Origin of the sequence: Nocardia camponoti (assembly GCF_014646135.1) — a bacterium.
Taxonomy (GTDB): Bacteria; Actinomycetota; Actinomycetes; order Mycobacteriales; family Mycobacteriaceae; genus Nocardia; species Nocardia camponoti.
In genome coordinates this window covers 1,048,795-1,068,164 of sequence record NZ_BMMW01000001.1, presented here as the reverse complement: position 1 = coordinate 1,068,164, position 19,370 = coordinate 1,048,795, and the positions used below count along the sequence as shown (strand labels likewise).

Here is a 19,370-nt window from a genome sequence, read left to right as displayed (position 1 = left end):
CGACAATCGTGAATACGAGAGCCGCCGAGTCTGCCACCATTCCGGGTGGCGGGATGTCTGAGGTGGTCGCAGCCTGTGGATCCCACCAGACGGGCCCTGTCGCGCCCGGCGGGAAGACGATGACCGTCGCGTGGCTGCCGTCGTAGATCGGGGTACCGTCGTCGTCGTTGTATCGCGGATTTCCGTTGTCGTCCACCGCGTGCCAGGCGTTGCACACCAATGCTGCTGAACCAGGACCAAGCTCGGTCATGAGGTTGTGTAGCGCGTCGAACTGAGCCGCAATCGGTAGATTCGGGAAATGCTCCGCCTGGCTGGACAGCCAGTTCGCTGCTCGCTCCGACCCACCGCGTTCGCCATTCGACTCGTCGCGCGCCCCGTCTTCGTTCCAATCGGGATACCGCGGCGCGGAGATGTTTGGCACGCCAAAGAAGGACGACAGCGCCGACAGCGAACAGTCAAGGCAGTTGTTGGCGCGACCCGCGACCGCGCGGCCACCGTCGTTGATAAGGCCGCCGTAAGGGTGCGTGCGGGGGTCGGCACCAACCGTGAATTGGTTGCCGTCGCGGAGTGAATCCTCAACGTACGCTTGATAGGTCGCGTCTTCGATGTGTGCCAGTCGAAAGTGGCCGAAATCGCGCGAGTCAGAAGGATCCGAGAATCTCGACGGCGTATTCGCCCGTGCGATGTCATTGCTGATTTCGCGCAGGTCCGTCGGGCTCAACCCTCCGTCGAAGGGCGGGAACAAGCCCAAGTGCTCGCGCAGCGACCGCGCAATGTCGGCAGGAGTCTGCATCGGCGACAACGAGATATCCGCCGCTGCGGGGTCGGCCGTGAAGTCGAGATCGAAGAGGAACTGGTCGCCAGAAAGGAGGCGTTGGGCGTGGTTGAGGGTCGCGTCAACCGTCGCCTGGATGCTCTCCGCAACGCGTTGTTGATCTGTGGGGCTCAACAGGTGCGCGTTCGGGATGTGCGCGCGCACGCTCGCGACCATGACGTGTGCATTCGGGCCGAGCGGGAACCTGCGTACTCGATAGCGTGTCGGGTTCGGGTCGAACGGACTGCGGCGCGCTTCGACGTCGACCGTCCGAGCGTCGGGTGGGGTCTGGGTGCGCAACTGTTCGCGCAGCGCCCTTGCGTTCGGAGCGGTCGGGCTGTGAGGCGGGGCGTGGACCGGGCCGACCGCGGGACCAAAGGGGGTGGACGAAGGCGGAACCGAACTCGGCGTGGTGCCCGGCGTCGTATGACTAGGCGCGGGAGTGTTCGACTGCGGTGCCAGCGTCGAAGGTGCCGCATTCGGCGAGGGCGGACCGGACAGCGGTGACGGGCTGGCCGACGGTGACTGGCTCGCTGGCCGCGCGGGTGCGGCCGCGTCCGTGGTTGGCAGTGCGCTCGGCACTGGGGCGGCCTGTGGGCCGGAGGCTTGGGCAGGCGGAGCGGTGTTGACGGGAGCCGACGTCGAAGGTAGCGAATCAGGGCTAGCTGTCGCCGAAAGGGACTGTGCTGCAACGACTGTCGGCGCAACCGTGGGGGTCGACTGATCGACCGGACCCGGCTGTTGGTTAATCGGCGGCAGATTGAGGGTCGACGGCGGTGCGGGACTGGGTGCGGTGACGCCAAGGTTCGCGTTGGGGTTCGAAGCTGGCGCCGGGGAATCCGTCTGCGGTGCAGCAGGATTCGCCCCGTTGGTCGGAAGTGAGGGAGTTGGCTGTCCAGTATTCGACGGCTGGCCAGGTGGGGTGTCGCCGGGCACGATCGTGGTCGAGCCGGGCGCGTCGGGTGCACCCAGGATGGTGGGATTGTCACTGCCGGTGCTGTCCGGGAGCGGTGCCACAGGACCGGGCGCCCCAGTCGTCGCGGGAGGCGCAGGGTTCGAATCACCCGGCGAGTTCTGGGGAGCGGACGTGTCAGGAGTGGCGCTCAATCCCGTGTCGCCAAGATCCGCAGGAGCGCTTGGCGTCCCGCCGTTCGTCGGGCCTACGGCGGGTGCGCTCGTGCCATCGCCCAATCCTGGCGAGCCAGTTGGCGCGCCCGGGTCGCCCAATCCCGGCGCGAGAGTAGGTGCACCGGTGTCGCCCAATCCTGGTGAGGCGGTCGGCGCGCCCGGGTCGCCCGACCCTGGCGCGGGAGCAAGTGCACCGGTGTCGCTCAATCCTGGTGAAGAGGTAGGCGCGCCTGCATCGCCCGATCCCGGTGCGAGAGTAGGCGCGCCGCTCTCGCCCGCTCCTGGCGCGGAAGTGGGCGCGCCGGTGTCAACCAGACCCGGAGACGGGCTCGCGCCCGTATCGCCCAAACCAGCTGGCGCAGTTGAGGTTCCGCCAAGAACGTTCGATGGGGATCCAGCATTCGAACCGGCATCACCCGGTGCGGAAGGCGCGCCAGGCCCAACAGTTGACCCCACATTCCCGTTCGCACCGGGATCGGTCAGTCCCGCCGGCGCTGTCGGTGCCCCGCCAGCCGAGTCCACCGGTGCCTCAGCACCGGGGTTCGCGGCGGCATCCAATCCCGCTGGCGCAGTAGGATTTCCGCCGTTCAGACTCGAAGGAGCCACCGCAGGAGTCGCGCCAAGCGCCGAGCCTGACAGGTCCCCGACCTCCGGCACCGACGGCGCGCCGTGCTGCGCCGAGTGCACCCCATTCTCAATCGAGCTCTGCACCCCGCCCGCGCCAGCACTGGTGAACGTGTCGACACCGATATCGAGCTTGAAGTCCTGACCCGTCAGCAGCGAGTTCGCTCCGGCAGCGGCGACCTGCGCGGACAGGTCCGCGCCGAGTTCGGTGGTCGCACCCGCGACCGTGTGCCCGACGAACTTGCTCGCAGCACCCGACGCGTTATCAGCTAACGCGCCGCCAGCCCCACCGAGCACGCCGCCCACCGCGCCACCAACGGCACCCGCGCCGGTCGCTAGCAAGAAGTCGCTGACGCCGAATTTGTCGAGCGAACGATTGCCCTGGCCGACCTGAATCAGGCGAGCACCAAGGTCGGTCCCACCTTCTTCCAACGCTTCAAAAGCTGCGCCGCGCAAGGCAAGTCGACCCGCTGCTTTCGCCGCACCCCGGGTCAGCATGCGAGCGATGAGTTGACGGACCGCGATCCGCACCGCGACCTGGGCGGCAACGCGACCAGCGGCCGAAGCGATCAACCCAATCCCGGTCCAGGCGGTTGCCGCGATTTCGATCGCGGCGATCACCATCGTGCCGATGATGACGAGTTTGGTGTGTTCGATGTCGTTGGCGCCGTCTTCGAGAATCTCGGCTTGTTTCTCACACCATTTACGCAGTGATGTGAACCCGGACTGGTCGCCTTTGAGCAACGCGTCGCGGATCGTGGCGAGTTCGGTGTGGGTTTGTCCTGCCGATAACGCGCTCAGCGACGAGTTCAGCGCCTTCAACGCATCGTCGTCGATGGTGTTGAGCGCCGACGCCATCGCCGTCCACCCGTCGGCGACGCGCCGCATCGCGGTCTCATCACCGTCGGGCCAATCACCCGCGCCTAGAACGTATTTCGCGACCCATTGCAGCTCGCCTGGAATCTCAATGCCCATGAGCTAGGAACCGGCCGCCTTACTGATATCGACGGCGCTCGAATTGTCTTGCCCATCAAGGGCATTGGCGATCGTGACGACGTTCGTTCCCAGGTTCGACATCGCCTTAGCGAGTCCCTCGATCGCTTTTTGTGCGGGCTCGACCCCGCCCAAGTAACCCTTCTCGAAGTTAGTGCCGACCTCATCGCCACCCCAGCATTTGCCTTCAGCCGCAATCACTTTCGCGAGCGCTTGACCTGCGGCGGTAATCGCTGACGCGGCGCTGGCGAACGCCGGTTGGGTGGCACGCAGTGCGCCAGTGTTGGCTTCAAAGGAGGTCATCGCAAGTAGCCCCCGTTGCGGTAGTACTCGTCTTCGTCGACGTAGGGGGCGCGATCAGCGGGCAAAACTTGCTCGGCGATCTCCCGCAGCGGCGGTGCGCCTGGGATGAGTTCAGCTAGCTCGGGCATCTCGTCGCTGAGGTCGCCCAGCGCGCCAAGCGCACGTTCCCGCGACAGCGCGACCCGAGCGGACAGTTCACCTAACGCTTCGGTGATCGAGCGGGCGAGAGTTTCCGGTGTTGACCGTTTGAACGCCTCGGGTACTAGGTGCACCTCGGAAACACCGGACGCATTGCCGGTGACGCGCACGAGGTTGTTGGCCGACCAACACTGCACGGGCTCGTCGGCAGCCGCTTTCGCCGCGGCCAGCACCGATCGCTGGTCGGCGTACGCCGCGACCATCGCGTCGACCTGCTGACGCAGCCCGTCATTGCTAGCGCGGGTCGGCCAGTCATCCATGTAAAGCTCACTCACTCGCAGAAAAGATCAACTCACTGGTCTTGGACGTACCCCACCGACCATCCGTTCCACGCTGTGAGTGACGTCTCACCAACAACCCCTCGTACCCTGGACAACGTGAACAGCGAAGTCAGTGAGACCGAGGTTGAGGTCGAAGAGGTCGGGCGGTGGCGGGCGCGTGGGCGCGCCTACCGGGCCAGCATTGCCGCGCGCCCTACGCTCAACGCCGGTTACCGAGTCGGCGTCGCGCTCATTGGCGGGCTCGTGCTGATCGCGGGCATCATCGCCATTCCCTATCCCGGGCCCGGGTGGGCGCTGGTGTTCGCCGGGTTCGGCATTCTCGCCACCGAATTCGTGTGGGCGCACCACAGTTTGCAGTGGGTGCGCGGCAAGTATCGGACGGCGATGGACTGGTACACCTCGCGTGGGTGGTTCATCAAAATTGCCGGTGCCGCACTAACTTTCGCTGTTGTTGTGCTGACGATGTGGTTGCTTGGCACGTTCGCTTTAGTCGATGGGTGGATCGGAGTCGATTGGCCATGGTTGAAGAGTCCGCTGATGTCATGAGTCGCGTGCGCGGCGACGTGCTCGCCGAGCCCGCGTTCGTTGAGCGCGCGATCGCCGCGATGAGCGCGTCGTGGGGGACCGACGCGGCCCGCGTCGGTGGCACGCTCTGGTGGTGCATGCTCGCCTCGGCGCTCGTCGATCCTGTCATTAGAGCGCGGCTAGTCAATACGGCCGAGCCGACGATGGCGCTCGACAGCATCGAGTGCGAACTCCGCCCAGACGGCGGGATCGACCGTGTCTATGGCACCGCGACCACCGAGCCGACCGCGTTGCACCAAACGCTCGCCACCGTCATCGACCAGGTCGCGACGGTGTCCGGCGCGGGCAAGGCGGCGCTCTGGGCGGTCGTCGCCGACGCCATCGGCAACCGCGCGCTCGACGCTGCGGGCACCCAGGCGCATGGCGCGAAAATCGCGACCGAGCTAGCCGCCGACATCGGCACCCCAACGCCGCGCTTCATCGAAGTCAACGCCCGCACCTTCGTGAACCGCATCTCCTGCTGCCTCGTTTTCGAGGTCCCGACCTGCGAGATGTGCACAAGCTGCCCGAAACGGCCGAAAGCCGAGCGCGACGCGCGCCTAGCACGAATCTAAAGAAGCCAGCGGCTGAGCGAAATCCCTGTCAGTGGGTGACGCTAATATTGTCGCGTTCGCAGCATTTGCCTGCACCGGGCGGGATCGTCTCGTCCGGACGAGACGTCGAGGAGTCGTTCCCGTGACCATCTCTGCACCCTTGAGCCCAGCCGCCCTCGTCCGGGTGCAGGCCGGGACTACCGCGGGAGCGGCGGTGCGAGAGGCCGGGTTGCCGACGAAGGGCCCCGACACGATCGTCGTTGTTCGCGACGCCGAGGGCAACCTGCGCGACCTGTCGTGGAGCCCGGAAGAAGACGTCGAGGTCGAAGCCGTCGCCGCCGACACCGAAGATGGCCGCAGCGTCATCCGGCACTCGGCAGCGCACGTGCTCGCGCAGGCCGTTCAGCAGGAATTCCCCGATGCCAAGCTGGGCATCGGCCCGCCGATCAAGGATGGCTTTTACTACGACTTCCGCGTCGACCGGCCGTTCACACCCGAAGACTTGACCAAGCTTGAGTCGCGGATGAAGAAGATCATCAAAGGCGCGCAACGCTTTTCGCGTCGCGTCGTCGAAATCGATGATGCGCGAGTCGAATTGGCGAATGAGCCGTTCAAACTCGAACTGATCAGCGACAAGTCGGGCATTGATGATCCCGAAATCATGGAGGTCGGCGGCAACGAGCTGACCATTTACGACAACCTCGACCCGCGCACCGGCGAGAAGCTGTGGGGCGACCTGTGTCGCGGCCCGCACATCCCAACCACCAAGTTCATCCCGGCGTTCAAGCTCACCCGCAGCTCGGCCGCGTACTGGCGTGGCGACCAGGACCGCGAAGATCTCCAGCGCATTTACGGCACCGCGTGGGAGTCGACCGAGGCGATGGACGAGTACCTGCACCTGCTCGCCGAAGCGGAGCGTCGCGATCACCGCAAGCTGGGTCTTGAGCTCGACCTGTTCTCCTTCCCCGACGAGCTTGGCTCGGGCCTGCCGGTGTTCCACCCCAAGGGCGGCATCATCCGCAAGGAGATGGAGGAGTACTCGCGTCAGCGCCATATCGACGCTGGCTATGAGTTCGTCAACACCCCGCACATCACCAAGGGCACGCTGTTCGAAACCTCCGGCCACCTCGACTGGTACCGCGACGGCATGTTCCCGGCCATGCACCTCGACGCCGAACTCAACGAAGACGGCACCGTGCGCAAGCCCGGCCAGGACTACTACGTCAAGCCGATGAACTGCCCGATGCACAACCTCATTTTCCGGGCGCGCGGTCGCTCGTATCGTGAGCTGCCGCTGCGGCTTTTCGAATTCGGTTCGGTGTATCGCTACGAGAAGTCCGGCGTGATTCACGGCCTCACCCGCGTGCGTGGCATGACCCAGGACGACGCGCACATCTACTGCACCAAAGAGCAGATGCACGAGGAGCTCACCACCACGCTCAACTTCGTGTTGTCGCTGCTCAAGGACTACGGCCTCGACGACTTCTACCTTGAACTGTCGACCAAGGATCCGAAGAAGTTCGTCGGGTCCGATGAGCTGTGGGAAGAGGCAACCGCCACGCTCGCGTCGGTGGCTGAGGCATCCGGGCTCGACCTCGTTCCCGACCCGGGCGGCGCCGCGTTCTACGGCCCGAAGATCTCGGTTCAGGCCAAGGACGCGCTGGGGCGCACCTGGCAGATGTCGACCATTCAGCTCGACTTCAACCTGCCCGAGCGTTTCGAACTCGAATACACCGGTGCCGATGGTGCCAAGCACCGTCCGGTGATGATTCACCGTGCGCTTTTCGGCTCGATCGAACGGTTCTTCGGCGTGCTCACCGAGCATTACGCTGGCGCGTTCCCGGCCTGGCTCGCGCCGGTGCAGGTGGTTGGCATTCCGGTTGCCGCCGACTTCGCCGAGCACCTCGACGGCGTCATCGCCGCACTGCGCAAGGCGGGCGTGCGCGCCCAGGTCGACCGCAGCGACGACCGCATGCAGAAGAAAATCTTCAACCAGACCGCGCAAAAGGTGCCGTTCATGCTGCTCGCCGGCGCGCGCGATGTGGAAGCCAACGCGGTCAGCTTCCGTTTCCGCGACGGCACCCAGGTGAACTCGGTGCCGGTCGCCGACGCGATCGCGACCATCACCGCATGGGTGGGCAACCGCGAAAACGCGTCGCCGACCGCTGAGGGCTTCGAAATCGTCTCAGGCACCCCCGCATGAGCGAGGACGCCGTCACCGACGCGGGCGCGGGCGCACCCGACCGCCTGCAACGGCTATGGACGCCGTACCGGATGTCCTACATCACCGGTGAGGTGAAACCCAAAGATGCGACTGGGCATCCGTTTACCGACATTCCCAAGATGTCGGACGAAGACGGGCTCGTCATCGCCCGAGGTGAGCACGTTTACGCCGTCCTCAACTTGTACCCGTACAACCCAGGGCACATGATGGTGGTGCCTTACCGCCGAGTAGCTGATTTGGAAGACCTCACCGCCGCCGAAAGCGCGGAGCTGATGTCGTTCACCCAGCAGGCCATTCGCGTGATGAAGCGGGTCTCGCGACCTGCCGGATTCAACGTTGGTCTCAACCTTGGCGGCGTGGCCGGTGGTTCGCTTGCCGACCACCTGCACCAGCACATTGTTCCGCGCTGGAGTGGGGACGCGAACTTCATCACCGTGGTCGGCGGGGTGAAAGTCATGCCGCAACTGTTGCGTGAAACGCGACAGTTACTGGCGGAGGCGTGGGAGGAATAACTCAAGTGCTCAGCATCTTCGGCCGCCAGACGTTTGCGAAAGCGACTGCGCCGCTGGGCAAAGCGCTCGTGCGTACCGGATTAACACCGGACACGATGACGCTCATCGGGACCGTCGCGTCGATTGTCGCGGCGGTCACGCTGTTCCCGACCGGGCACCTGTTTTGGGGTGCGATGGTCATCTGGCTTTTTGTCATGTTCGACATGCTCGACGGGGCGATGGCCCGCGCGCGTGGCGGCGGAACGAAGTACGGCGCGGTGCTCGACGCCACCTGCGATCGGGTCGCTGACGGTGCGATCTTCGCCGGTCTCGCGTGGTGGGCGATCTATCACGAGCACAGCAAGTCATTGCTCGTCGCCACGTTGATCGTGCTCGTCACCTCGCAGGTCATCTCCTATGCGAAGGCGCGTGCCGAAGCGAGCGGGCTTTCGGCCGACGGCGGGCTCATCGAGCGTCCCGACCGCCTTGTCATCGGGCTTGTTGGCGCCGGGTTCACCGGCATCGGTGGGTATTTCGGTATCGGCTGGCTCACCTGGTCGGTGTATGTCGCGATGTGGGTGCTTGCCGTGTTGAGCGTGATCACGGTGTTTCAGCGGGTGCTCGCCGTGCGGAATTCGCCCGGTGCGCGCACGGTGATCGCACCTCAGGAGTCAACGGAAGGGTCGGGTTCGTGACAGTTGCCGAGCGGCTGAGTGACCTCGGCTATGCCGCGGGCTGGCGACTGGTGCGTAGCGCGCCAGAATCGTTGGTGCGCAAAGTATTTGATGCTGGCGCGAACCGCGCGGTGCGCAAGGGTGGCCCCGAACAGTTGCGGCGCAACCTCGCGCGCGTGCTTGGCGTCGCGCCCGCTGAGGTGCCTGCCGAGCTGATGAGCGCGAGCATGCGCTCGTACGCGCGGTACTGGCGTGAGGCGTTTCGGCTGCCGAGCATGGACCACACCAAGATCGACTACTACGTCGACGGCCTCGAACACGTCGACGCCGCCCTCGAACGCGGCAACGGCATTGTCTTCGTCCTCCCGCATTCGGGTAACTGGGACATGGCTGGCGTCTGGCTGATTCAGCATTACGGCAACCTCACCACCGTCGCCGAACGGCTCAAGCCGGAGTCGCTTTTCGAGCGGTTCGTCGCCTATCGCGAGAGCCTCGGGTTCGAAGTGTTCCCGCTGACCGGCGGCGAAGCCCCGCCGTTCACGCAATTAGCCGACCGCTTGCGGCACAATCGCATCGTGTGTCTCATGGGCGAACGTGACCTCACCGGCAAAGGTGTCCCCGTCGACTTTTTCGGCGAACGAACCTGGATGCCCGCCGGGGCGGCCAAATTGGCGATCGAAACTGGCGCGGCGTTGATGCCGGTGCACGCGTGGTTCACCACCAACCCCGACGGCAGCGAAAACTGGGGCTTGAAAACCGGTGCGCCGCTTGACGTTTCGCGTGGTGTTGCCGACGCGACCCAACAGCTCGCCGACTGTTTCGCCGCGAATATCGCCGAACACCCCGCCGACTGGCACATGCTGCAGCCGCTGTGGGAAGCGGATCTGTCGCCCGAGCGGCTCGCGCGCATCGCTCAGCAACAGGCCGGGGGCAGCCGGTGAAAATCGGCATGGTCTGCCCGTATTCGTTTGATGTGCCGGGCGGGGTGCAGGCGCACGTCGTCGAGCTCGCGCGCGTGTTCATCGAGCGTGGTCATCAGGTGAGCGTGCTCGCGCCCGCCTCCGACGACACGCCGCTGCCCGACTTCGTCGTTTCGGCGGGTCGCGCTGTCGCGATCCCGTACAACGGGTCGGTCGCGCGACTGTCGTTCGGGCCGATGGCTTACACCCGCATTCGGCGGTGGATCGAGTCGAACGACTTCGACGTGCTCCACATTCACGAGCCGAACGCGCCCAGTTTGTCGATGCTCGCGCTCAAGATCGCCGAGGGGCCGATCGTCGCGACGTTCCACACGTCGACGACAAAGTCGTTGGTGCTCAGCACTTTTCAAGGTGTGCTGCGCCCGTATCACGAGAAGATCGCTGGGCGGATCGCCGTGTCCGAACTCGCGCGCCGCTGGCAGGTTGAAGCGCTCGGGTCGGACGCGGTGGAAATCCCCAATGGTGTCGACGTGTCGGCGTTTACGCGCGGCGAGCCCCTTGACGGGTACCCGCGCGCGGGCAAAACCGTGCTGTTTCTCGGTCGATACGACGAGCCGCGCAAGGGGATGGACGTGTTACTCGGCGCGTTGCCCGAGGTGGTTGAGCGGTACCCCGACGTTGAGTTGTTGATTGTCGGGCGCGGTGACGAAGACCGATTGCGTAGGGAGGCAGGCGATCTCGCGTCGCATCTGCGGTTCCTTGGGCAGGTTTCCGACGAGGAGAAGGCTGCCGCGATGCGCAGCGCCGACGTCTACATCGCGCCTAACCTCGGCGGCGAAAGCTTCGGCATCATTCTGATCGAGGCGATGGCCGCGGGCACGCCCGTTGTCGCGAGCGAACTCGACGCGTTCCGGCGCGTGCTGCGTGACGGTGCCGCCGGGATGCTCACCCCGATCGGCGACTCGGCCGCGCTCGCCCGCGCGATCGACACCGTGCTCACCGACTCGGAAACGCGAGATCGCTTGGTGCGCACCGCAACTCAGGTCGTCGCTGAATACGACTGGCCTGTCGTTGCCGAACAGATCCTGCGGGTGTACGAGACCGTCACCGTTGGCGATTACCGTGTGCGGGCCGCCGGATGATCACCTTCTCCGCAACAACGATCCTGATTCTGGGGATCGTCGCACTGCTCGTGCTCGCGTTGGGTATTTGGGCCGCGTCGACGGCCAACCGGCTCGACCGGCTGCACGTGCGTTCGGACCAGTCATGGCAGGCCCTCGACGCCGCGTTGGCGCGGCGGGCGGTGGTCGCGCGCGCGATCGCGATGTCGGTCGCTGCCGACACCACCGCGCTCGCTTCGCTCGCTGATCGTGCCGAGCGGGCCGATCGCGGGGAACGCGAAACGGTGGAAAACCAATTGTCAGCGGCACTGTCGACGGTGGATATTGGCGATCTGCGACCGCAGTTGGTCGCGGAGTTGGCTGATGCCGAAGCGCGGGTGCTCATCGCCCGTCGCTTCCACAACGACGCCGTTCGCGACACCCTGGCTTTGCGAACGCGTCGACCGGTTCGGTTGCTGCACCTCGGCGGCACCGCGCCGCTGCCGCACTATTTCGAAATCACCGAACGGGCAACGCCCGCCGCGTCGACCGGGCTTGAGGTGCACACCACCCGCACGTCGGCGCGCGTTGTGCTGCTCGATGAGCGCGACCGTGTGCTGTTGCTGCGCGGGCACGATCCGCAGGCGCCGGATGTGTCATTTTGGTTCACCGTCGGCGGTGGAGTTGAGCCGGGGGAGAACCTGCGCGAAGCGGCGGTGCGCGAGCTGCATGAGGAGACCGGGCATCGCGCTGACCCATCGGCGTTACGGGGCCCGATTTGGCGACGCGTCGCGGTTTTTCCCTTCGATGGGGAGCTCACGCGGTCGGAAGAACTGTTCTTCACGCTGCGGGTGTCGCGTTTCGAACCGCGCCCGGTGGGGCTGAGTCAGCTTGAGCGAGACACGATTACGGGCCACCGCTGGTGCGCGCCCGCCGATATCAAGGCGCTCGACGCGCGCGGAGAATCGGTATATCCGTACCACTTGGACGAGTTGGTCGCCGAGGCCGCGTTGGCGGCCGCCGCCGACACGGAACCGGTTGTTCGGTCAATTCGCTGAGCGGTCCAGTCGGGCGTGTCGTCGGCAAATCCGCAGGTTGTAGCAAGGCCAGTGCACTGCAACTGGCTATGAAGGCCGCTTTCGGGCGGCTCTAGAATGGGCGCCATGACATCGACGACGCCTGAAACCACTAACACCGTCGGCACCGCGCGCGTGAAGCGCGGCATGGCCGAAATGCTCAAGGGTGGCGTGATCATGGACGTGGTCACCCCCGATCAGGCCAAGATCGCTGAAGACGCGGGTGCCGTCGCCGTGATGGCGCTTGAGCGTGTGCCCGCCGACATTCGCGCCCAGGGTGGCGTGTCGCGCATGAGCGACCCCGACATGATCGACGGCATCATCGAAGCGGTGTCGATCCCGGTCATGGCCAAGGCGCGCATCGGTCACTTCGTTGAGGCGCAGATCCTGCAGAGCCTCGGCGTCGACTACATCGACGAGTCCGAAGTGCTCACCCCCGCCGACTACGCCAACCACATCGACAAGTGGAACTTCACCGTTCCCTTCGTCTGTGGGGCGACGAACCTGGGCGAGGCGCTGCGTCGCATCACCGAGGGCGCGGCGATGATCCGCTCGAAGGGTGAGGCGGGCACCGGCGACGTTTCCAACGCGACCACGCACATGCGCACGATTCGCGCGGAGATCCGTCGCCTGACGTCGCTGTCGGAAGACGAACTGTTCGTCGCCGCGAAGGAACTGCAGGCGCCGTACGAGCTGGTGCGCGAGGTCGCCCAGACCGGCAAGCTGCCCGTCGTCATGTTTACCGCCGGTGGCATCGCGACCCCGGCCGACGCGGCGATGATGATGCAGCTCGGCGCCGAAGGCGTGTTCGTCGGCTCGGGCATCTTCAAGTCCGGCAACCCCGAACAGCGCGCGGCCGCGATCGTCAAGGCCACCACGTTCTACGACGGCCCGGACGTGCTGGCGAAGGTGTCGCGCGGCCTTGGTGAGGCGATGGTTGGCATCAACGTGGAAGAGATCCCGCAGCCGCACCGCCTGGCCGAGCGCGGTTGGTGATCTTCGCTCACTGAGCGAGTTTCCGGGCGGGTGCTTAGCGGCACCCGCCCGTTTTCTTTGCGCAGGTGTTCCGCGTGACCCCGATCGGGGCCTTTGCGGGACGCGCTGTAGAACCGAGGCGAGTAACGGTGCCGCGCGAAGTGGTTTCGGGGGCTAACGGCCCGGGCGGGGTGAGGCGCGGTGCATACCGTACAGTCGGCTTGTGACTGCGCTCGACTTGTTCTTGCTGGTCGTCGCGGGATTCTTTACCGGCTTGATCGGTTTTGTCACTGGGATGGCCTCGATTGTTTCCTACCCAGCGTTGCTTGCTGCCGGGCTGCCGCCGGTGACCGCGAACGTGACGAACACCGTCGCGATGGTGGCCGTTGGGGTCGGGGCGACCGCCAATTCGGGGCGCGAGCTCGTTGGGCGCGGCAAGACGCTTGTTGTCTGGTCGGTGCTGTCGGCGATCGGCGGGGTGATTGGCGCGGTCGCGCTGCTTGTCGCTCCTGCGGGGGCATTCGAGGTGATCGTGCCGTTCCTTGTCGCGCTCGCGTCGCTCGCGTTGCTTGTGCAACCGGTGGTGCGGCGGCACATCGGTGAGCTGAACGCGCCGTGGGTGGTGCCGCTTGGGGTGTTCCTGATCGCGATTTATGGCGGGTACTTCGGCGCGGGCGCTGGCGTGATCTACCTGTCGATGATGATGCTCGTCAGTTCCGAAACGGTGTGGAGCGCTTCAGTTTTGAAGAGTTTCCTGCTCGGCATCGCGAATCTCGTTGCCGCCGTTGGCTTCGCGATCTTCGGACCGGTGCATTGGGCGGCGGCTGTCGCGCTGGGACTCGGCGCGTTCGTCGGCGGCTGGTGTGGGCCGCCGACGGTAAAGGTGATCCCGCCAAACGCGCTGCGCGTTGGGGTTGGCATAGGCGGACTCGGCCTCGCGCTGTATCTGCTGCCTTAACGCCGTCGCGAGCGTTCGAAGTTGTTCTCGCCGTTGCGCGTAACGGCGACGCGGCCGGTACTGTGCTGCACGTCGACGGCGGTCAAGGCGTGGATCTCAGGGTTTCCACAATCTGACTCGGTAGCGTCGGCGCGCACGACAGCGCGACTCGCGCTGCTGACCGAACAAATAAGGACGAGTGGATGAAGTTTCGTAAGACCGGACGTGTCGCGATCGCTGGACTCGTGGTTGTTGCCGCGCTTGGCATGAGTGCGTGCAGCGACGACAAGGGCACAACCAAGCCGGCCGCCAAGGCCACCACCAGCATCAAGACGACCACGTCAGCGGCGACGAACCTGCCTCCGGTGCCCACGGTCGCCGACCTCAGCGCCCAGCTCACCACCGCGCTCGACCCGTCGGTGCCGAACGAGGAGAAGCTCGACTTCGTGCAGGGCGGCCAGGCCGATGCTGGCCTGCCGAACCGTCTCGCGCAGGCCGCCAAGGACGCGAACGTGCTGGTTGAGGTCACCGAGGTCACCTCCTTCGGCGACGCGGTGAACGCGAAGGCCAACTTCACCGTGAACGGCCAGACCAACGTGGTCGACGTCCCGTTCGTCGCTGAAGACGGCAAGTGGAAGATCCAGAAGGCGTGGGCATGCACGATGCTGACCAACTTCGGCCAGACCTCCCCGGCTTGCGCCTGATGTAGTAGCGAGCGTGGCCCTCATCGATCGAGTCGGTGCGGGCCACCTGGTTAGGGCAGTCAAGGGGAAACGTGTACACATTCGGGTACACTTTAGGAATGCTGATCGAGACGCTCTCGGTGCGTGAAGCGCGCGCGCAACTGTCTGAAGCCTTAGCGCGCTTTCGACGCGGCGACCGCCGCCCCGTACGCGTCGGCTCACATCGCAAAACCGAGGCTGTCCTCGTCCCGATCGGTGTGTTTGAAGAACTCACGGCCGAGCGCGCGCGTTCGCTAGCTGATGCGGACGCCTCCTTGCGGGCCGAAGGCCAGACGGGGAGCGCTCCCGCAGACGCGATCATGCAGAGTTGGTCGCGCGGGGAACTCAGCACCGCGCAAATGCGTGATCAGATTCGCGCGCTTCACAACGTCGCGTGATCACCGACCCGTATCTTGATCCCGAATCCCGTATCCTTCGTAACCTTCTCGGCATTACCGATGCGGAGGCACTGCGGCAAGTCGAAGCCGACCTCAGCAGAGCGGCTTTGGCCGAACTGGGCGTACTGCCGTTGCGGGGGCGATACGACCTCGCGCATCTCTGCGCTTTCCACCGCGAAATTTTTGGCGACATCTACCCATGGGCGGGACAAATTCGCACGGTCGTGATCGCGAAAACTGAGCCGTTTTGCCTGCCGCAGCACATCGATGACTACGCGACCGAAGTATTCGACGGTCTCGCTAAGCAGCGTTACTTGCGAGGGCGAACGCGCGCGGACTTCATCGTCGGGCTGACGCATTTCTTCGCGGAAGTCAACGCGCTCCACCCTTTCCGCGAGGGGAACGGACGAACACAACGGGCGTTCTTCGGACAGCTGGCGCGGGAAGCCGGGTGGCCGATCGACTGGCCGCGTCTCGACGCGACCGAGAACACATTCGCATCGATGAGTTCGTTGCGGGGGGACAACACGGCCCTGCATTCGCTGTTCGAGAAACTGTGCGCGAACTGAGCCTAGGTAACCGCTCGACGACAGCGCTATCTGGAACGCAGTGCTGGGCGGGCCGGGTGGTCCCAGCGGGCCGTCCATGTCGCCTCTTCGCGGGAAAGGCGAGTGTGGGTCGCTAACGCTGGCAGGGTCCAGTGCTCGTCGGGCGGGGTCGTGCGGCGCAGGGCTGGCTCGCTCAGTTCTAAACGCACCGACAGGTCGAAAGGGAGTGCGCGACCTAGCAGCATCGGGCCCGCCACCAGTAACACCTGGTCCTCAGGGGCTTGCACAACGCGGGCGCGCGCTGAGCGGTCGGTCGCCTCGTCCCACAATGCTGGCAACCAGCGCGCCGACTCACGTAGGGACGTGAGCACCTCGCGGTCGATGGCCGCATAGTCGAACCATGCTGTGCGGTAAGACAATTCGTCGGTGCGGCCGTACTCCATCCGCAACGATGCCGGGCGCACGTAATCGTGCAAGGAAACCGCTGCCGCCGATCGGCCCGTCGCGCGGACGGCCGCGACAACCAGCTCGGCAAACTCGGTCGGCCGCGCCGCATCCGCCCCATCGACGGCGACAACGCGACGGCCCGGGAGCTCGGTCAGCCGCTCAGCGACCAGCCCAGCCAACGCGGACGGCGTGATGGGCGTAAAAGTCGGCATCGGAATATCACAGCAAATCTCGCGACGCCGCGTCGAGCCGGACAAACCGATCTTCGCCAAAGGCGATAATCTCTGTAGCTCATGGCGACAATCGAAGAGGCCCTCGCGATCGAGCGGCTCGAACGCGACATCTTCCGTGGTGCGTCAACCGAGTCGCAGCTGCCCCGCACGTTCGGCGGGCAAGTTGCTGGCCAGGCGTTGATTTCGGCCGTGCGCACCGTCGACCCCGGCTTCGCCGTCCACTCGCTGCACGGGTACTTCATCCGCTCGGGCAACCCCGAAGAACCGACGGTCTACCTGGTCGAACGCATCCGCGATGGTCGCTCGTTCTGCACCCGTCGCGTGACGGGCGTGCAAGACGGGCAAGCGATTTTCATGATGTCGGCGTCGTTCCACCACGGCGACGAAGGCCCCGAACATCAGGACGAAATGCCGGTTGTCCCGCCGCCGGACGACCTCCCCGACGCCAGCGTGACCCTCACTCCCGAGCGGCTCTGGGCCATGCGCGAATGGGAACACTGGGACATCCGTACCGTTCCCCAAGACGTGATTTTCCGTCGCGCTGGCGAGGTTTCGCAGCAGCAGGTGTGGTTCCGCTACCGGCACCCGCTGCCCGACGACGCCCTTTTCCACGTGAGCACCCTGGCGTACATGAGCGACATGACGCTGCTCGGTTCGTCGAAGGTCATCCATCCCGATGAGCCGACCCAGAACGCCTCCCTTGACCACGCGATGTGGTTCCTCCGCCCGTTCCGCGCCGACGAGTGGTTGCTGTATGACCAGACATCGGCGTCCGCCGGGTATGGTCGCGCCCTGACCAGCGGAAAGATCTGGAATCAGCAAGGCGACCTGGTCGCGTCGGTGGTCCAGGAAGGTCTGATCCGCCACCTGCGCCACAACTGACCGGGCGTGAGCGGGCGCACAGCCGCTGAACTCGTAAGCTCATCGGCTGTGACTACACGCCCCACCATCGGTGTCCTCGCCCTGCAAGGTGACGTCCGCGAGCACGTCAACGCGCTCGCCCACTGCGGTGCCGAAGCGGTGCTGGTGCGACGCGAGTCCGAGCTGGACAAGATCGACGGACTCGTGCTGCCCGGCGGCGAATCGACCGCCATTTCCAAACTGCTGCAAGCCTTCGAACTGCTTGAGCCCCTGCGCGCCCGGTTGCGCGACGGGCTGCCCGCGTTCGGCTCCTGCGCGGGCATGATCCTGCTCGCCAGCGAGGTCCTCGACACCCGCGCTGACGCCCAGCACCTGTCGGGTATCGACATGACGGTGCGGCGCAATGCCTTTGGGCGGCAAGTGGATTCGTTCGAAACCGACGTCGACTTCACCGGGCTCGACTCGCCCGTGCGCGCGGTGTTCATTCGCGCGCCGTGGGTCGAGCGGGTCGGCGACGGTGTCGAGGTGCTGGCAACCGTGCCGACCGGACCAGCCGAAGGACGCATCGTCGCGGCGCGGCAAGGCGACGTGATCGCCACGTCGTTCCACCCCGAGGTCACCGGCGACCTTCGCGTGCACGATTTGTTCGTCAACGCTGTTCGTAACCGGGTCTGACTCACCGCCGCTAAGCGGCCGAGTAGGCTTGATCAAGCTTGTCCGCCCGGGCATACGCGCAACCGACCTTGAAGGAAGTAGGGCATGAGCGGCCACTCCAAATGGGCCACCACCAAGCACAAGAAGGCGGGAATCGATGCCAAGCGTGGCAAACTTTTCGCCAAGCTGATCAAGAACATCGAGGTGGCGGCCCGCACCGGTGGTAGTGACCCGGGCGGCAACCCGACGTTGTACGACGCCATTCAGAAGGCGAAGAAGTCGTCGGTGCCCAACGACAACATCGAGCGGGCCCGCAAGCGTGGCGGCGGCGAAGAAGCTGGCGGCGCCGACTGGCAGACAATCATGTACGAGGGTTACGGCCCCAACGGTGTCGCCGTGCTGATCGAGTGCCTCACCGACAACCGCAACCGCGCCGCTGGCGAGGTGCGTGTCGCGATGACCCGCAACGGCGGCAACATGGCCGACCCGGGCTCGGTGTCGTACCTATTCGGCCGCAAGGGTGTGGTCACGCTGGAGAAGAACGGCCTCGCCGAAGACGACATCCTTGAGACCGTGCTCGACGCGGGCGCTGAGGAAGTCAACGATCTTGGCGACGCGTTCGAAATCATCAGCGAGCCAGGCGATTTGATCGCCGTCCGCACCGCGTTGCAGGGCGCTGGCATCGACTACGACTCGGCCGAATCGGGCTTCCAGCCTTCGGTTTCGGTTGCCGTCGACGCCGACACCGCGCGCAAGGTGTTCAAACTCGTTGACGCCCTTGAAGATTCCGACGATGTGCAGAACGTGTACACCAACGTCGACATCTCCGACGAGGTCGCCGCGGAACTGGACGACGAGTAAAACTCGCGCTTAACAAGCACCGCCCTGGACATCCGGGGCGGTGCTTTTTAATGTGGCGAGCTGATTTCGCGTACCTCGCGCAGGTGCTGTTCCATCGCGGCGGCGGCCGACGGGCCGTCGTTGGCGTCGACCGCCCGCAGGATTTCCATGTGGCCGTGCAGGGAGACGCGACGGCCGAGTGGGGTGCGGTGAGAAAGGACGCGGGTGCGGCGCGTCCATGCGGTTGTCATCGCGCACAGCGTGACAAGCAGCGGGTTTTGCGCGGAATGTGCGAGGAGCGTGTGGAATTCGATGTCGAGCGCCATCGACTCCTCGGGACTCAGCGACTCGTCGGACCGCTCGATGACGTCGTGCAGTGACAGCAGATTCGACTCAACCGCACGTTGCGCGGCGAGTTGGGCGATGCGGGGCTCGACGAGATCGCGTAGTTCGGTCGCGTAGGCGAGTTCGGTGTCGAGGTCGGCGAGGTTGTCGTGCAGCTCGGTCGCGCCGACGGGGAACGCCGCGACCGTGCTTCCGCTGCCCTGTTTGCGGTCGACGAGCTTCTTGGATTCGAGTTCGAACATCGCTTCGCGCAGCGATGACCGGGAGACGTTCAGGCTGGTCGCGAGCTCACGTTCGGGTGGGAGGCGGTCGCCCGCGCGGAGGGTGCCGTCGATGATGAGGCGTTCCAGGTGGGCGGCCACTTCGGCGCTGACGCTGCCGGTGCGGCGACGCAGTGGGGGAATGGAACTCACGAGCAGCCTCCTTCACATTGGTCCGGCCAATCTTATTTGATGTGTGCGCGATA

General features: G+C 65.3%; 20 protein-coding genes and 1 pseudogene. 16 read left to right on the top strand and 5 right to left on the bottom strand.

What is annotated here, in order from left to right:
- Nucleotides 1-82: 82 nt before the first annotated feature.
- The 3 genes and pseudogenes from IEX78_RS24860 to IEX78_RS04900 all read right to left on the bottom strand — a co-directional run.
- Nucleotides 83-3,541 (bottom strand): annotated as a pseudogene (locus IEX78_RS24860) (toxin glutamine deamidase domain-containing protein); the annotation flags it as partial.
- 3 nt (nucleotides 3,542-3,544) lie between these two features.
- A complete protein-coding gene (locus IEX78_RS04905; RefSeq protein WP_188827583.1) occupies nucleotides 3,545-3,862 on the bottom strand; it encodes a hypothetical protein in 318 nt (105 codons plus the stop codon).
- Nucleotides 3,859-4,320 carry a YbaB/EbfC family DNA-binding protein gene (locus IEX78_RS04900; protein WP_188827582.1) on the bottom strand — a complete coding sequence of 154 codons (462 nt, stop codon included), beginning with the start codon at nucleotides 4,318-4,320 and terminating at the stop codon, nucleotides 3,859-3,861. Before IEX78_RS04900 ends, IEX78_RS04905 begins: the two co-directional genes overlap by 4 nt.
- A gap of 201 nt (nucleotides 4,321-4,521) precedes the next feature.
- Here IEX78_RS04900 and IEX78_RS04895 point away from each other — a divergent pair, with 201 nt between their 5' ends.
- The 13 genes from IEX78_RS04895 to IEX78_RS04835 all read left to right on the top strand — a co-directional run bounded on the left by IEX78_RS04895 (nucleotide 4,522) and on the right by IEX78_RS04835 (nucleotide 15,545).
- Nucleotides 4,522-4,887, top strand: coding sequence for a TIGR02611 family protein (locus tag IEX78_RS04895; RefSeq protein ID WP_373291536.1), 366 nt, complete (start codon nucleotides 4,522-4,524; stop codon nucleotides 4,885-4,887).
- The gene (locus tag IEX78_RS04890) at nucleotides 4,860-5,480 is read left to right on the top strand and encodes a (2Fe-2S)-binding protein (protein WP_229683713.1); all 621 of its coding nucleotides are present in this window, start codon (nucleotides 4,860-4,862) and stop codon (nucleotides 5,478-5,480) included. Before IEX78_RS04895 ends, IEX78_RS04890 begins: the two co-directional genes overlap by 28 nt.
- 121 nt (nucleotides 5,481-5,601) lie before the next feature.
- Complete coding sequence (gene thrS, locus IEX78_RS04885) at nucleotides 5,602-7,662, top strand: threonine--tRNA ligase (RefSeq protein ID WP_188827580.1); 2,061 nt, start codon at nucleotides 5,602-5,604, stop codon at nucleotides 7,660-7,662.
- Entirely contained in the window at nucleotides 7,659-8,195 is a 537-nt protein-coding gene (locus IEX78_RS04880; RefSeq protein WP_188827579.1) for an ATP adenylyltransferase, read from the top strand. Before thrS ends, IEX78_RS04880 begins: the two co-directional genes overlap by 4 nt.
- 5 nt (nucleotides 8,196-8,200) lie before the next feature.
- Entirely contained in the window at nucleotides 8,201-8,869 is a 669-nt protein-coding gene (gene pgsA, locus IEX78_RS04875) for a phosphatidylinositol phosphate synthase (protein ID WP_188827578.1), read from the top strand.
- A complete protein-coding gene (locus IEX78_RS04870) occupies nucleotides 8,866-9,789 on the top strand; it encodes a phosphatidylinositol mannoside acyltransferase (protein ID WP_188827577.1) in 924 nt (307 codons plus the stop codon). The genes pgsA and IEX78_RS04870 overlap by 4 nt, the downstream gene beginning before the upstream one ends.
- A complete protein-coding gene (locus IEX78_RS04865; protein WP_188827576.1) occupies nucleotides 9,786-10,910 on the top strand; it encodes a glycosyltransferase family 4 protein in 1,125 nt (374 codons plus the stop codon). Before IEX78_RS04870 ends, IEX78_RS04865 begins: the two co-directional genes overlap by 4 nt.
- A complete protein-coding gene (locus IEX78_RS04860; protein WP_188828243.1) occupies nucleotides 10,910-11,926 on the top strand; it encodes an NUDIX hydrolase in 1,017 nt (338 codons plus the stop codon). Before IEX78_RS04865 ends, IEX78_RS04860 begins: the two co-directional genes overlap by 1 nt.
- Nucleotides 11,927-12,031: 105 nt before the next feature.
- Nucleotides 12,032-12,940 carry a pyridoxal 5'-phosphate synthase lyase subunit PdxS gene (pdxS, locus tag IEX78_RS04855; protein ID WP_188827575.1) on the top strand — a complete coding sequence of 303 codons (909 nt, stop codon included), beginning with the start codon at nucleotides 12,032-12,034 and terminating at the stop codon, nucleotides 12,938-12,940.
- 202 nt (nucleotides 12,941-13,142) lie between these two features.
- Entirely contained in the window at nucleotides 13,143-13,877 is a 735-nt protein-coding gene (locus tag IEX78_RS04850; RefSeq protein WP_188827574.1) for a sulfite exporter TauE/SafE family protein, read from the top strand.
- Between the two features lie 182 nt (nucleotides 13,878-14,059).
- Complete coding sequence (locus IEX78_RS04845) at nucleotides 14,060-14,560, top strand: WKL family lipoprotein (RefSeq protein WP_188827573.1); 501 nt, start codon at nucleotides 14,060-14,062, stop codon at nucleotides 14,558-14,560.
- Nucleotides 14,561-14,658: 98 nt separating this feature from the next.
- Nucleotides 14,659-14,976, top strand: a complete 318-nt coding sequence (locus tag IEX78_RS04840) for an antitoxin VbhA family protein (protein ID WP_188827572.1) — start codon at nucleotides 14,659-14,661, stop codon at nucleotides 14,974-14,976.
- Complete coding sequence (locus IEX78_RS04835; protein WP_229683712.1) at nucleotides 14,973-15,545, top strand: Fic/DOC family protein; 573 nt, start codon at nucleotides 14,973-14,975, stop codon at nucleotides 15,543-15,545. The genes IEX78_RS04840 and IEX78_RS04835 overlap by 4 nt, the downstream gene beginning before the upstream one ends.
- 26 nt (nucleotides 15,546-15,571) lie before the next feature.
- Here IEX78_RS04835 and IEX78_RS04830 read toward each other — a convergent pair whose 3' ends face one another.
- Nucleotides 15,572-16,183, bottom strand: coding sequence for a nucleoside/nucleotide kinase family protein (locus IEX78_RS04830; protein WP_188827571.1), 612 nt, complete (start codon nucleotides 16,181-16,183; stop codon nucleotides 15,572-15,574).
- A gap of 81 nt (nucleotides 16,184-16,264) precedes the next feature.
- On the opposite strand from IEX78_RS04830, the gene IEX78_RS04825 reads away from it, so the two are divergent.
- From IEX78_RS04825 to IEX78_RS04815, 3 genes are all read left to right on the top strand, one after another.
- Nucleotides 16,265-17,086 (top strand): acyl-CoA thioesterase, encoded by an 822-nt coding sequence (locus tag IEX78_RS04825; RefSeq protein WP_188827570.1) that lies wholly within the window; start codon nucleotides 16,265-16,267, stop codon nucleotides 17,084-17,086.
- Nucleotides 17,087-17,134: 48 nt separating this feature from the next.
- Entirely contained in the window at nucleotides 17,135-17,740 is a 606-nt protein-coding gene (pdxT, locus tag IEX78_RS04820) for a pyridoxal 5'-phosphate synthase glutaminase subunit PdxT (RefSeq protein ID WP_188827569.1), read from the top strand.
- A gap of 84 nt (nucleotides 17,741-17,824) precedes the next feature.
- On the top strand, nucleotides 17,825-18,580 hold the full coding sequence (locus IEX78_RS04815) for a YebC/PmpR family DNA-binding transcriptional regulator (RefSeq protein WP_188827568.1): 756 nt from the start codon (nucleotides 17,825-17,827) through the stop codon (nucleotides 18,578-18,580).
- A gap of 47 nt (nucleotides 18,581-18,627) precedes the next feature.
- Here IEX78_RS04815 and IEX78_RS04810 read toward each other — a convergent pair whose 3' ends face one another.
- A complete protein-coding gene (locus IEX78_RS04810) occupies nucleotides 18,628-19,317 on the bottom strand; it encodes a FadR/GntR family transcriptional regulator (RefSeq protein ID WP_229683711.1) in 690 nt (229 codons plus the stop codon).
- Nucleotides 19,318-19,370 lie beyond the last annotated feature (53 nt).

Coding starts and splice junctions, on each gene's coding strand:
- IEX78_RS04845 (WP_188827573.1), top strand. CDS start 14,060: ATGAAGTTTCGTAAGACCGGACGTGTCGCGATCGCTGGACTCGTGGTT.
- IEX78_RS04880 (WP_188827579.1), top strand. CDS start 7,659: ATGAGCGAGGACGCCGTCACCGACGCGGGCGCGGGCGCACCCGACCGC.
- IEX78_RS04890 (WP_229683713.1), top strand. CDS start 4,860: ATGGTTGAAGAGTCCGCTGATGTCATGAGTCGCGTGCGCGGCGACGTG.
- IEX78_RS04840 (WP_188827572.1), top strand. CDS start 14,659: ATGCTGATCGAGACGCTCTCGGTGCGTGAAGCGCGCGCGCAACTGTCT.
- pdxS (WP_188827575.1), top strand. CDS start 12,032: ATGACATCGACGACGCCTGAAACCACTAACACCGTCGGCACCGCGCGC.
- IEX78_RS04830 (WP_188827571.1), bottom strand. CDS start 16,183: ATGCCGACTTTTACGCCCATCACGCCGTCCGCGTTGGCTGGGCTGGTC.
- IEX78_RS04900 (WP_188827582.1), bottom strand. CDS start 4,320: ATGGATGACTGGCCGACCCGCGCTAGCAATGACGGGCTGCGTCAGCAG.
- IEX78_RS04815 (WP_188827568.1), top strand. CDS start 17,825: ATGAGCGGCCACTCCAAATGGGCCACCACCAAGCACAAGAAGGCGGGA.
- IEX78_RS04825 (WP_188827570.1), top strand. CDS start 16,265: ATGGCGACAATCGAAGAGGCCCTCGCGATCGAGCGGCTCGAACGCGAC.
- IEX78_RS04905 (WP_188827583.1), bottom strand. CDS start 3,862: ATGACCTCCTTTGAAGCCAACACTGGCGCACTGCGTGCCACCCAACCG.